Source organism: Mycobacterium sp. 3-98 (assembly GCF_035918355.1).
Lineage (GTDB): Bacteria > Actinomycetota > Actinomycetes > Mycobacteriales > Mycobacteriaceae > Mycobacterium > Mycobacterium intracellulare.
In genome coordinates this window covers 3,266,043-3,278,343 of the sequence record NZ_CP142360.1, presented here as the reverse complement: position 1 = coordinate 3,278,343, position 12,301 = coordinate 3,266,043, and the positions used below count along the sequence as shown (strand labels likewise).

At 67.4% G+C, this 12,301-nt stretch carries 14 protein-coding genes; 10 read left to right on the top strand and 4 right to left on the bottom strand.

Translation table 11 applies throughout. The features are described from left to right. Positions 1-4: 4 nt before the first annotated feature. Genes QGN30_RS15615 through QGN30_RS15605 form a run of 3 tightly spaced genes read left to right on the top strand, consistent with a single transcriptional unit; the run spans position 5 to position 1,802 of the window. Positions 5-625 (top strand): RNA polymerase sigma factor, encoded by a 621-nt coding sequence (locus QGN30_RS15615; RefSeq protein ID WP_038536205.1) that lies wholly within the window; start codon positions 5-7, stop codon positions 623-625. Continuing rightward, positions 622-891 (top strand): hypothetical protein, encoded by a 270-nt coding sequence (locus tag QGN30_RS15610; protein ID WP_008256475.1) that lies wholly within the window; start codon positions 622-624, stop codon positions 889-891. The genes QGN30_RS15615 and QGN30_RS15610 overlap by 4 nt, the downstream gene beginning before the upstream one ends. After that, entirely contained in the window at positions 888-1,802 is a 915-nt protein-coding gene (locus QGN30_RS15605) for a formate/nitrite transporter family protein (RefSeq protein ID WP_038536208.1), read from the top strand. Before QGN30_RS15610 ends, QGN30_RS15605 begins: the two co-directional genes overlap by 4 nt. A gap of 12 nt (positions 1,803-1,814) precedes the next feature. Here the strand turns inward: QGN30_RS15605 and QGN30_RS15600 are convergent, their stop codons facing one another. Next, positions 1,815-3,122 carry an acyltransferase family protein gene (locus tag QGN30_RS15600; RefSeq protein ID WP_038536211.1) on the bottom strand — a complete coding sequence of 436 codons (1,308 nt, stop codon included), beginning with the start codon at positions 3,120-3,122 and terminating at the stop codon, positions 1,815-1,817. A 96-nt stretch (positions 3,123-3,218) separates the two neighbouring features. Here QGN30_RS15600 and QGN30_RS15595 point away from each other — a divergent pair, with 96 nt between their 5' ends. Both QGN30_RS15595 and QGN30_RS15590 read left to right on the top strand, forming a co-directional pair. Further along, a complete protein-coding gene (locus QGN30_RS15595; protein ID WP_014384659.1) occupies positions 3,219-4,190 on the top strand; it encodes an aldo/keto reductase in 972 nt (323 codons plus the stop codon). After that, a complete protein-coding gene (locus QGN30_RS15590) occupies positions 4,190-5,167 on the top strand; it encodes an NAD-dependent epimerase/dehydratase family protein (RefSeq protein ID WP_038536213.1) in 978 nt (325 codons plus the stop codon). Before QGN30_RS15595 ends, QGN30_RS15590 begins: the two co-directional genes overlap by 1 nt. On the opposite strand, the gene QGN30_RS15585 is transcribed toward QGN30_RS15590, so the two are convergent. The 3 genes from QGN30_RS15585 to QGN30_RS15575 form a co-directional block, all read right to left on the bottom strand. Next, on the bottom strand, positions 5,164-6,264 hold the full coding sequence (locus tag QGN30_RS15585; protein ID WP_038536215.1) for an NAD-dependent epimerase/dehydratase family protein: 1,101 nt from the start codon (positions 6,262-6,264) through the stop codon (positions 5,164-5,166). The two genes, QGN30_RS15590 and QGN30_RS15585, sit on opposite strands and share 4 nt — an antisense overlap. Before the next feature lie 6 nt (positions 6,265-6,270). Continuing rightward, a complete protein-coding gene (locus QGN30_RS15580; RefSeq protein WP_095562696.1) occupies positions 6,271-6,789 on the bottom strand; it encodes a nuclear transport factor 2 family protein in 519 nt (172 codons plus the stop codon). Positions 6,790-6,851: 62 nt separating this feature from the next. Beyond that, positions 6,852-7,658, bottom strand: coding sequence for an acyl-CoA thioesterase (locus tag QGN30_RS15575; RefSeq protein WP_014384661.1), 807 nt, complete (start codon positions 7,656-7,658; stop codon positions 6,852-6,854). 125 nt (positions 7,659-7,783) lie between these two features. Here QGN30_RS15575 and QGN30_RS15570 point away from each other — a divergent pair, with 125 nt between their 5' ends. From QGN30_RS15570 to QGN30_RS15550, 5 genes are all read left to right on the top strand, one after another. Next, positions 7,784-8,173, top strand: a complete 390-nt coding sequence (locus QGN30_RS15570; RefSeq protein WP_095562697.1) for a DUF1801 domain-containing protein — start codon at positions 7,784-7,786, stop codon at positions 8,171-8,173. A 79-nt stretch (positions 8,174-8,252) separates the two neighbouring features. Next, positions 8,253-9,500, top strand: coding sequence for an acyl-CoA dehydrogenase family protein (locus QGN30_RS15565; protein ID WP_095562698.1), 1,248 nt, complete (start codon positions 8,253-8,255; stop codon positions 9,498-9,500). Continuing rightward, positions 9,497-10,363 carry a hypothetical protein gene (locus QGN30_RS15560; protein WP_095562699.1) on the top strand — a complete coding sequence of 289 codons (867 nt, stop codon included), beginning with the start codon at positions 9,497-9,499 and terminating at the stop codon, positions 10,361-10,363. Before QGN30_RS15565 ends, QGN30_RS15560 begins: the two co-directional genes overlap by 4 nt. A gap of 78 nt (positions 10,364-10,441) precedes the next feature. Further along, on the top strand, positions 10,442-11,371 hold the full coding sequence (locus tag QGN30_RS15555) for a TIGR03564 family F420-dependent LLM class oxidoreductase (RefSeq protein WP_179300640.1): 930 nt from the start codon (positions 10,442-10,444) through the stop codon (positions 11,369-11,371). Between the two features lie 78 nt (positions 11,372-11,449). After that, positions 11,450-12,241: an SDR family oxidoreductase gene (locus QGN30_RS15550; protein WP_095562700.1), complete on the top strand. Its 792-nt coding sequence runs from the start codon at positions 11,450-11,452 to the stop codon at positions 12,239-12,241. Positions 12,242-12,301: the final 60 nt, after the last annotated feature.

Below are 12,301 nucleotides of genomic sequence, written 5' to 3'. Positions count from 1 at the left end.
ACCGATGGTGACCCCGGTGGCGGTGCCGCCCGAGGGCACCCGATCACCACGGCTGGTCGGCGGGGTTCCGCTGGCCAGCCTGGTGCGCGACTACCACCGCCCCATGGTGAATTTCGCCCGGACCATGGTGGATTCGCCGGCCGTCGCCGAAGAAGCCGTGCAGGAGGCGTGGGTGCAGGTGCTGCAATCGCCGGATTCGTTCCAGGGGCGCTCGTCGGTGAGCACCTGGCTGTTCGGGATTGTCAAGCACACCGCGTCGCGCCACCGGCGCCGGGAATCGCGGATCCGTCATCACGAGATGCTGGCGACCGCGGATGCTGACCCGCTATCGGGCCGCATGCACCCCGACGGCCACCCCGATGCCGGACACTGGCGCGAGCCGCCGTCCCGCCGCTTTCTGCCGGAAGATCACACGGTCCAAAGCGAACTCGTCGGGTACGTCCGTGCGGCGCTGGACGCCTTGCCCGAGAGGCAACGGCAACTGGTCATCCTGCGCGACATCGTCGGCGCCCCCGCCGGCGAGGCGGCCGAGCTCCTCGATCTGACCGCCGAGGCGCAGCGGGCGCTGCTGTACCGCGCCCGCGGAAATCTCCGAAACGAACTGGAAAAGCGGTATCAACGATGACCGTTCACGACAACACCGTCCCCGCCATCGATTGCGTCGACTTCGTCCGCCTGGTCGACGACCTCGTCGACTCCGACCCGCGGCAATGGGGACCGATCGTGGCCAAGCACCTCGACGAATGCCCCCCGTGCCTGGTCTACCTGCAACAGATGCTCGACCTCAAGATCCTGCTCAGCCACGTCTTCGACGGCGAGCGCCTCACCGAGGACCACGTCTCTGGAGTCCTCCACGCGATCAACACCTTACGGAAAGGCGAACACGGATGACCATCAACGCTCCAGCGCAGCCGCTGCCGAGCTCGGCAACGGCGGGCACGGTCACCGCGTTGCCCACCGGCGTCGTCACCACCGACCGCGCGCCCGAGGATCCCTTCGAGCCGCTGACGGTGGGAGCGATGGTGGATCGGGTAGCGGCCATGGCAGTGGAAAAAGCCGCGCATCCGTGGGCCTTTTTGATGCGCTCCCTGGTCGGCGGCGTGATGGTGGCGTTCGGGGCACTGCTGGCCCTGGTGGTCAGTACCGGCGTCAAGACGCCCGGGGTGGCGAGCCTGTTGATGGGCCTGGCGTTCGGCATGTCCTTCGTCCTCATCCTGGTGTCGGGCATGTCGCTGATCACCGCGGACATGGCCGCCGGTTTCCTCGCCGTGCTCAAACGCACGCTCAGCGTCGGTAACTACGCCCTCCTGGTGACCGTCGGACTCGTCGGAAACATCGCCGGCGCACTGATATTCGTCACCATTTGCGCCGCGGCCGGCGGTCCCTACCTGGGCGCCTTCGCCGAGCGCGCCGCGACCGTCGGTACCCTTAAGGCGGGCCAGCCCTTCTGGACCGCGCTCCTGCTCGCCGTCGTCTGCACGTGGTTCCTGCAGACCTCGATGTGCATGTTCTTCAAGGCCCGCAGCGACGTCGCCAGGATGACGTTCGCGTTCTATGGCCCGTTCGCATTCGTGATCGGCGGTACCCAGCACGTGATCGCCAATGTCGGATTCCTCGGTCTTCCGTTGTTGCTCAACCTCTTCCATCCGAGCGCGCCCCGCGGCGCGATCGGCTGGGGGTTCGGTGCGCACGGCTTGCTCACCAACATCGGCGTCACCACCGTCGGCAACCTCATCGGGGGTACGGTTTTCGTGGCGCTGCCGTTCTGGATCATCGCGCGGCTGCAGCACCGCCAAATTTGACTGGCGGCGTCGTCATAGAGCGTTCGTGCGGTGGGCCGTGGGGCGCAACGCCGCGAAGAGCGCCCCGGCGGCGAAGACCACCGCGATCACCCACGGAAACCGCCCGTCTGGGGCGAAGCCCTTGGCGGCGACCACGGCCAGGGCGTAGGCGGTCATCGCGGCGCCGGTGAGCATCACGGGCTCGGCCCGGCGCTCGCTGAGCGGGACACCGAGCAGTGGCAGGGGAGCGGCGAAAATCCTTCGCGCCCACCATAACAGCGCGATCTCGGCTGCCGTCACGACGCTGAGGATGGCCACCCATTCCAGCCGGGCCAGCCACCAGGCGGCGCTTCCTTCCGGAAGTTGCGGCAAGAGTCCGGTCGGATACCCGACGATCGCCACGATCACGACGGGAATCATGTGCCACAGATAGAGGGCCATGATGTTGTTGTTCGCGATGGACAGAGCCCGCTCGACGCGGGCCGCGCGCAGCGCGCGGTTGAGCATGGGCGCGAGCGCCACGACGATGCCCGTTTGCGCGCCACCAAAGGCCATCAGCGCCACGGTAGGCGGTGTCGTGTTGTCGATGGTCTGGCCGGGAACGCCGATCATGCTGACCGGATAGACCCGCAGCCAGATCAACCCCGCCAGGCCCGCCGCCGAGGCACCGGCCAGCAACCAGGGCCTGCGGCCCGTCAATAGCCCACCGCGCCAGGCGATTCCGAGCTGATACAGGGCTCCCCAGCCCAACAGGTAGTTCAGCCAGTCGAGGTAATGCACGTGAGTGCTGAGCCTGGCGGCATCGACGACCGCGACCCCCAACACGAGCGCCGCGGGCGCCCGAAGGCCCCAACGGCGGTGTGCGGCAATCCCAACCGGCGTCAGCGACACCACCACCAGATACACCGCCAGGAACCAGAGGTGCATCGCCACCGCCCAGCCGGCGTACTCGAGCACCGAACCCGCGACACCGCACGCGCCCAGCACAACCACCGCCACCGACACCAACGCGGTGTACGCCGCGGTCGGCCCGAGCACCCGGGCCAGCCGGTGTTGTAACCAGGTCTGGCGCGAGACTCCGCCGGTGTCGCGCCGATGCGTCCACGACACCGCGCCGGCGTAACCCGCCACCAAAAAGAACGTCGGAACCGCTTGGAAGGGCCAGGTCAGCCACTGGGTCCAGGGCATGTCGACGAGCGGGTTCTGCCGGCCGAACTGTCCGTCGTGGTAGGTCACCGACCCGGCCAGCCAGTGTCCCAGCACGATCAGCACCACTCCGGATACGCGGTAATAGTCAACCGCCAGATCGCGGGCCGGGCGCGGGCTGATTGCGCCGCCCATCAGATCGGGGGAAGCTCGACGCGGGACACAGCGCCACGGTACCGTCCAGCGCTCAGCGAGGCTTCGCTGAACCACGTCAAGAAGAGGAGAAGGGCCATGAAACAGGCTCAACTCGGTGAGCTGCGGGTCGGGCGCCTGGGACTGGGCGCGATGGGAATGTCGGTCGCCTATGCCGGCGCCGGAAGCGACGACGCCGAATCGATCCGCACCGTCCATCGCGCCATCGACCTGGGTGTCACCCTGATCGACACCGCCGAGGTTTACGGCCCTTACGTCAACGAGGAACTTCTGGCGCGTGCCCTGCGGGGCCGTCGCGATCAGGTGGTGGTGGCAACCAAGTTCGGTCTCATCTCGCATACGGGCCGCGACGGGCTCGACAGCAGCCCCGCCAATATCCGCCTGGCCGTGGACGGTTCGCTGCGGCGGCTGGAAACCGATTACATCGATCTGTACTACCAGCATCGCCTCGACCGACAGACCCCGATCGAAGAAACGATGTCCGCGCTGGCCGAGCTGGTTTCCGAAGGGAAGATCCGGCACATCGGCCTTTCCGAAGTCGGCGTCGACACCATCCGCCGCGCACACGCGGTGCATCCCGTCACGGCCGTCCAATCGGAGTATTCGCTGTGGACGCGCGACCAAGAACCGGCGATCTTGCCGTTGCTGCGCGAGCTGGGAATCGGTTTCGTCGCCTACTCACCGCTGGGCCGCGGCTTCCTCACCGGTACGGTCCGCTCCACCGAGGAGCTCCCCGACAGCGACTACCGCAAGACCAATCCGCGGTTCTTCGACGAGAACTTCCAGCACAACCTGCGATGCGCGGACGAAGTGCGCGAGATCGGCGCTGACGTCGGCGCCACGGCGGCCCAGGTCGCATTGGCGTGGCTGCTCGCGAAAGGGCCCGACATCGTGCCCATCCCGGGCACCAAACGGGTCACCCGCCTGGAAGAAAACGTCGGGGCCGACGCGCTAGAGCTGACCCCGGACCAACTGGCGCGGCTCGATCGCCTCACCCCACCCGTGGGAGGGCATCACGCGCAGGCGCAAATGGCATGGATAGACCGCTAGTGGCCGACAAGAAGCTGGTGATCGGCGCGAGCGGGTTTCTGGGATCACATGTCACACGGCAACTGGTGGCGGCGGGTGAAGACGTGCGAGTCATGGTGCGCCACACCAGCTCCACCGCGGGCATTGACGATCTCGACGTCGAGCGCTGCTACGGCGACGTGTTCGACGACGCCGCGCTGCGCGCCGCGATGGCGCGCTGCGACGTCGTCTACTACTGCGTCGTCGACGCCAGAATGTGGCTGCGTGATCCGGCGCCGCTGTTCCGCACCAATGTCGAGGGCCTGCGCCATGTTCTGGACGCGGCCCTGGGCGCCGACCTGAAGAGATTCGTATACACCAGCACCACAGGCTCTTTGGCGATCAGCGACGGCAAGCCGGTCACCGAGGAGGACCCGCACAACTGGGATCAGGGCGGCGCCTACATCGAAGCGCGGGTGGCCGGCGAAGACCTGCTGCTGTCGTACGCGCGGGACAAGGGCCTGCCGGGCGTGGCGATGTGCATCTCCACCACCTACGGGCCGGGCGACTGGGCGCCGACCCCGCACGGTGCGCTGCTCGCCCTGGTCGCCAAGGGCCGTTTTCCGTTCTATTTCGATTACTCGTCCGAAGTGGTGGGCATCGAAGACGCCGCCAGGGCAATGCTTCTCGCCGCCGAGCACGCGCGCGACGGCGAACGCTACATCGTGTCCGACAGGTACATGAGCATCCGGGAGCTGCATGAGATCGCCGCCACCGCCGTCGGAAGGCGATCGCCGCGCATCGGCATCCCGATGTCGGTGCTGCGGGCCGGGGCGCGGGTGAACGACGCGGCGGCTTGGCTGCTGGGCCGCGACCTGCCGTTCGCCTACGCGGGAATCCGGATGGCCGAACTGATGTCGCCGCTGGACCACTCCAAGGCCACCCGCGAACTGGGCTGGACGCCCGAACCCGTCGAGGACTCCATCCGTAAGGCCGCCGTCTGGTTTGCGGCGCGCTAGTCGACGCTGGCCAATGCCGCCGTGCCGTACTTCTTTTCGATCAATCCCCAGGGGTCGGCGTAGGGGCCGCGCCCTTCCAGCCGGCGCTGCACCACGAAGACGGCGCGCAGAATCGGCCGCAATAGCGGGCCAAGCAGCCGCAGCACGTTGCGCACAGGGCCCTGCGAGTCGGCGAGCCAGGCCACCGTCTGCTGCCAGTCATGCTCTTGAAACTCGAGCAGCGCCTGCGCTTCGGTGGTGTCGTACCAGCCGGTGAAACTCCAGCCGCGATCGTCGCCCGGGTCGCCGGGCAGGCCGGCCGAGGGGCCGAGCGGGCCCAGCCCCGCCGCGGTCATGAGGTCGTCTTGCAGCCGGTGCTGCCGCATCACATACGTCTCGTTGCCGCCGATGAGCAACACCTTGCCGGAGATGGCCGTTTCGCGGTCGACGCCGTTGGCGAACGCCAGTGCCACGTCGCGCGCATCCACCGCGTGAATGCGGTTATCGCTCGGCATCGACCGCATCAGGACGAGGTAGTCACCGTTGATACCGGCCTGGGTGTCCGGCGAGATGACACCCGCGAGCCGGTAGAGCGCGTAGGGCAGGCCACTGGCACGGATCGCCGCCTCGGCAAGCACCTTGTCCTGGCCGTATTGATCGATGGGATTCACCGGGGTATCCGGGGTGATCCGCTCGGGCTGGCGGAAGGGATTTCGCGATCCGTACACCGCTGCGCTGGACGCCATGAGGAACAGCGGTGGGCGCGGGAGCGTGGCGCAGGCGGCCAAGAGATTCTCGGTGCCGCCGACGTTGACGCGCCGGGCCAATGCGGGGTTGCGATACGACGGCGGAGAGACGATGGCGGCCAGGTGGACGACGGCCCCGGGACGGTGGGCCGCAACCAGATCACGCACCGCGTCGGCGTCCAATAGATCGGTGTAGGCGGGGATCAGCGTCCCGGATTGGCCCGCGGCGGCCAGTTCTTTCTCGACGGTCACGGTGTTGTCGTTGCGCAGATCCATCGCAACGACGGTGTGCCCCCGGTCGAGCAGGAGCTGCGTGCAGCGCCTACCGACTTGTCCGAATGCGCCCGTGACCAGAACGGTGTCGACAGCCACGACGCGTCACCGATCCATCAGCCGGCCGGCGATCTTGGCGATCGCCGTGCGGATTCGGGGGGACACGTAAATCGAGAATAGCGGGGTCACGATGTCCTCGCGGAGCCGAGTTAGCTTGGAGCTCTTGATAAGCCATCGGCCCGCGACGTTTTCATAGGTTTCGTGGTAATGGCCGTAGCCGACCAAGGTTGCCCCGGGCCCGAACCGAACGACGTCTTGCAGCGCCCATATCCCACGCGCCGTCGTTGCCGACGTGAACTCGATTTCGGGGGTGTGCACCTGGTGCGCGGTGGCCTGGGTGGGTCGGCCCAGGGCCTGGCGGGTGAAGGCGACGAAGTCGTCGGCGCCGGCGATCACCTTGCCGCCCGCTTCGGAGGTGTCACTGACGAAGTCGTCGGCGAAGATCGTTCGCCAGGCCGCCCAATCCTTGGTGTCCAGGTAGCGGCAGTAGCGCGCTTTGAGCTGCTTGATGGACTCGATCGCCGGCAAGCCGTCGGTGACCAGGTTTTCCGCGCGCTCTGTCATTGCGGCTCGATTCTGCCCGTAAGGGCCCCGGCGTGACGTTTCACTGGCGAAGTGTAAACCTGTCAGCCCTTGAAGTAGACGATCTGATGTGTGGTGGCCAGCAGTCCGCCCGCCCGGGTCCACACCTGCGCGCTCTGATCGAAATAGCCGTTTGCGAAGCGGTTGGCGTGGGCGGTGGCCAGCACGAAGTCGTCTCCGACGGCCTCGAGTTGCTGCTGATCGGCGTGAAAGTACGTGGTCAGTGAGATCGTTCCGGACGGGAGGAAGCCGCCGTGACGCAGGAACACCCGCGGGTAGAAGATGTCGCACAGCGCCGCGAGCGCCGCGTAGTCGACCGGGCGGCGCGCGCGGTCGCGCACCCACAGCGTGGTGGTCGAAGAGGGGCTGGGGTCCCCGCCTTTGCCGGGCATCGCCCCCTCGACGTAGCGCGTGTCGTAGAGGCCGGTCCATCGCACGAGGCCCGGATCGACGGCGGACAACTGCTCCGGGGCCGGCGCGCTCGGCGGGTGCGCTTCCGTGTCGGCCCAGCTCTCGCGCCGGATCGCGAAGATCGCGGTCGCCGTGGTCTTGACCACCCCATCCTGGCTGAGCTCGACAATCCAATGCTGGTTGGTGCGGTTGGTGCGCGCGGCCCGAAGCGCGATGTCGAAGTCGCCGTCGGCGATCGGTGCGGCGAAGTTGACGGTCAGGGCGAGCGGCTCGCCGATGCGGTCGGGCTGCCCTTCGACGGCGGCCAGCATGACGGCGGCCGTGATCCCGCCGAATGGCCCGACCATGTTGGCCCACTCCGCGTGCGTGCGACCGCGTCGGACGTCCGCGCTGACGGTGTCGAGGCGGACGGCTTCGTCGAAGGGATGTGTGTCGGTCATGTTGGTCGACGGCAGACTACTTGCGGTCGAACTCGCCGCTGGACACGGGGTCGTTGCACCCGACCGACGATTCACCTCCCCTGATACGGTCCGGCGAGCGACAGCCTGAACGAAAGCGAACCGCGATGACCAACTCCAAGCACGAAGCCGCAGCCAAATCTCCCGCCTCGTTGATCGATGCCAGGATCGAGGAACTGGGGGATTGGCGCGGCGAGACGCTCGCCCGGATCCGGCAACTGATCAAGGAGGCCGTCCCCGACGTAATTGAAGAGTGGAAGTGGCGTGGCGTTCCGGTGTGGTATCACGACGGGATGATCTGCACTGGCGAGACGTACAAGAACGTCGTGAAGATGACGTTTGCGAAGGGGGCGTCGCTGCAGGATCCCGCGAGTCTGTTCAATTCGAGCCTCGAGGGCAACACCAGACGCGCAATCGATTTCCACGAGGGCGACACGATCGACGAGAAGGCGTTGACGGCGCTCATTCGGGCCGCGGTCGACCTGAACAGGTCGTAGGGCGCCACCTGTACAGCGCCGTCGCCGTTGCTGTACAGTCGCCCAGCACAAGGACGACGGTCGAGTGAGAGGCCAGCCGGTGACTTCCGAGTCGGTCGAGGAATTTCGGCGCCGGGCCAGGGCCTGGCTCGCCGCGAACATGCCGCGACTCGATCCGGCCGAGGCGGTGTCGCTTCAGCGAGATCAGCTGCCGGCCTGGCACCGGGCCCGCGAATTGCAGAAGCTCCTGTGGGAGGGCGGATTCGCCGGCATCTGCTTCCCGCGTGAGTATGGCGGCCTGGGGCTGAGCTACGAATACAAGAAGGCCTTTGACGCCGAGTCGCTCGGCTATGAGACGCCGCTTCTGCTCAACGTCCCGTCCTTCGCCATCTGCTGCGCCACGATCCTCGATATGGGCAGCGAGGAGCAAAAGCGAACCCACATCCCGGCCGCGCTGCGCGGCGACGAGGTACTGGTGCAGCTGCTCTCGGAGCCCAGCGGGGGATCGGACCTGGCGGGCGTCATCACCCGCGCCGAACGCCGCGACGGCCGGTGGATCATCAACGGCGCCAAGACCTGGAGCACCTGGGCATTCGCCGCCGATTACGGGCTGTGCCTGGCCCGCACCAACTGGGACGTGCCCAAGCACGACGGTCTCACGATGTTCCTGGTGCCGCTTCGGCATCCCGGCATCACGATCAACCGCGTTGAACAGGTCAACGGGTCGATCGAGTTCTGCGAAGAGTTCTTCGACGACGTCGACGTGGGGGATGACGCCGTTGTCGGCGAGCCGGGCAAGGGCTGGGAGGTTGCGTCGCGCCAGCTCTACCACGAGCGCCGCAGCATGGGCGACGGTTCGGAGTACACCAGCGGGCCGGGAATCGCTGAGGCCGAAGATGTTTCGGTCGACCTGCTGGCATTGGTCGACAAGACCGACCAGCACGACAGCGAGCGGGTCCGGGAGATGATCGGTCGGGCCCTGGTTCACCGCACGGTCCACGGCCAGCTCAGCGAGCACGTCTTTCATGCCGTCGCCGGCGGCGCCCTGCCGCCAGCCGCGGGATCGATCATCCGGCTCTCCATGGCCGCGGTGCACGACGTGGAAACCGACACCGCCCTTGCCGTGACCGGGACGTCGGCCGTGGTCGCGGACGACGGCGCACTCCTCGACATCGGGACGCGCTATCTGGGCCGGCAGACCGCCAGCATCGGCGGTGGCACCACCGAGATGGCGCGCAACGTGATCGGCGAGCGGGTGCTGAACTTTCCGCGCGAGCGCGCCGATGACCGGGGCGTGCCGTTCAATCAGGTGCGACGCGGCAAAAGCCCGGGAGGAGAACGGAATTGAGCGACCAGCTTCGTGACATCCGAGAGTTGGCGGGGGACACCGACGCCTACCGCGACGAACTGTACCGACGCTGGACGGGCCTGCTGAGCTACCGCTACATCGGCCGCAAACACTCGTCGATGAATCTCGGCGAGACCGACGACACCGTCACCATCCGCCGCGACATGCGCAACGAGGCGGGCGGAATCATGGTGGCGCCGTTGGCCATTTCCTCCCCGGAGGGTTGTCAGACCGACATGGTCGCCGTGCCCAACCCGGTGATCGCGTCGGTACAGATCGTCGACCCCGGCTACGACGTGACGCGGGTGGAGATCGTCGGGTCGGGCATCGTGCACCAGGGCCGCACCATGGGCTACGGGCGCTGCACGATCGTCGACGCCGATAACCCGCAGCGCGTGATCGCCTTCAACGAGGGGCAGGGAGCGATCATCGGCATCCCGCCCGAAGGCCTGGACAGGATGGATGTTTCGGGCACGGAGCTGGTGATCGAGGACTCACCGGATCTGCCGCCGCTGTGGCGGGCCTTCGGCGCCAGCCGTCGCGGCGACGGCCATTGGGTCCTGCCCGAGCTCAGCACCGAACTCGCGTCACCGGATGCGGCGTTGCACATCGGACCCCAGCACGTCGTTCTCGAGACCGCCGCAATCGATTTGGCCGCCGCGGTCGCGGGAAGCAGAAAGCTGCAGGTCGTGAGCTGGCACGTGATGTTCATGTCGCGCGGCAAGGTGGGTCCATTCCGGGTCGAGGGCACCGCGCATCCTGGCGGGCCCGGGCGCGTCGGCGTCCGAATGCTGCTGCACGACGAAGGCAACGCCGACAAGGCCGTCACCTCCGCTGCCGCGGTCTTCGACGTCGTCGGCTGAGCCGGGCTCGGCGACCTCCGCTCGGGTGCGCCCCGGGGAAGGGCGATAACCTTCCCGAAGGCGACGCGAAGGAGCGTGATGGTCATGCAGATCTCCATGTTCGGGCAACTCAGCGGATCGGGCGGTCAATCGCCGATCGACGCGACGATCGCCAACCTCGCTATGCTGCGCGACGAGGGCTTCACGCGGGTGTGGATGAGCCAATTGCCCTATGAGCCAGACCTTCTCACGATTCTGGCCATCGCGCTGCACGAGGTCGACACGATCGAGGTGGCCAGCGGTGTGGTGCCGATCCAGAATCTGCATCCGATGCTCATGGCGCAGCGTGCCCTCACGCTGAGCCTCGCTTCGGGTGGCCGGTTCACGCTCGGGCTCGGCATGACCCATCAGGCGGTGACCGAAGGGATGTGGGGCATCCCGTGGGACAAGCCGGTGCGCAGGCTGAACGAGTACCTCGACGGGTTGTTGCCCCTGCTGGCCGGTGAACCCGCCGCCGCGGCGGGGGAGACGGTGACCACCCGCGGTGCCCTGATGATCACCGGGGCGCCGAAGCCCGACGTGTACATCGCGGCCCTGGGCCCGCAGCTGCTCAAGATCGCCGGCCGGCGCACGTCGGGCACCTGCACCTGGATGACCGGCCCCAAGACGCTGGCCGAACATGTCGGCCCGACGCTGCGGCGGGCGGCCGCCGATGCCGGCCGGGAGGACGAGGTGCGTGTCGCCGCGTCGTTGCCCGTCAGCGTCACCGACGATGTCGACGCCGTCCGCAAGCAGGCGGCCGAACAGTTCGCCATCTACGGCGAGTTGCCGTCATACCGTGCGATGCTCGACCGCGAGGGCTACGCGGGGCCGCAGGATGCCGCCATCATCGGCGACGAGGACACCGTGCGCGGCCGGCTCGACGAGCTGCGCGCCGCCGGCGTCGACGAGTATGTTGCGGCGGCATTCGATCCGTCACCGGAGGGCCGGGCCCGCACGCGGGCGCTGCTGCGCGCCTACGACTCCTGACCCGACATTTGGCTATGGCCATACATTGCCTCCGGAACGTATGGTGCAGAGACGAACTCACACGACAGGAGAAGCGCAGTGGCAGAACGGTTGGCGGGAAAGGTCGCCCTCATCAGTGGCGGCGCCCGGGGGATGGGCGCATCGCACGTGCGGTCGCTGGTCGCCGAGGGAGCCAAGGTGGTGTTCGGTGACATCCTCGACGACGAGGGCAAGGCCGTGGCCGCGGAGGTCGACCCCCATTTCCAAGCGGTCCGCTACCTGCACCTCGACGTGACCAAGCCGCAGGATTGGGACGCGGCGGTGGCCACCGCCCTGAGCGAGTTCGGCCGCATCGACGTGCTGGTCAACAACGCGGGCATCATCAACATCGGCACCCTGGAGGACTACGCGCTCTCGGAGTGGCAGCGCATTATCGACATCAACCTGACCGGAGTGTTTCTCGGCATCCGCGCCGTGGTGAAGCCGATGAAGGAAGCGGGCCGGGGATCGATCATCAACATCTCCTCGATCGAAGGCATGGCCGGCACCATCGCCTGCCACGGCTACACCGCAACCAAATTCGCGGTGCGCGGGCTGACGAAGTCGGCCGCACTGGAACTGGGGCCCAGCGGAATCCGGGTGAACTCCATTCACCCCGGGCTCATCAAGACCCCGATGACCGATTGGGTCCCGGACGACATCTTCCAAACGGCGCTGGGCCGGGCCGCCCAACCCGTGGAGGTCTCCAACCTCGTGGTCTATCTGGCCAGCGACGAATCCAGCTACTCCACCGGCTCGGAGTTCGTCGTCGACGGCGGCACCACCGCCGGGCTGGGGCACAAGGACTTCGCCAACGTGGAGACCGACGCGCAGCCGGACTGGGTCACGTAGGAGTCATCTGCCGCGAAAGCGCAACTGCCGACGGGATCCCGAGCGGGACCGTCGGCAGTT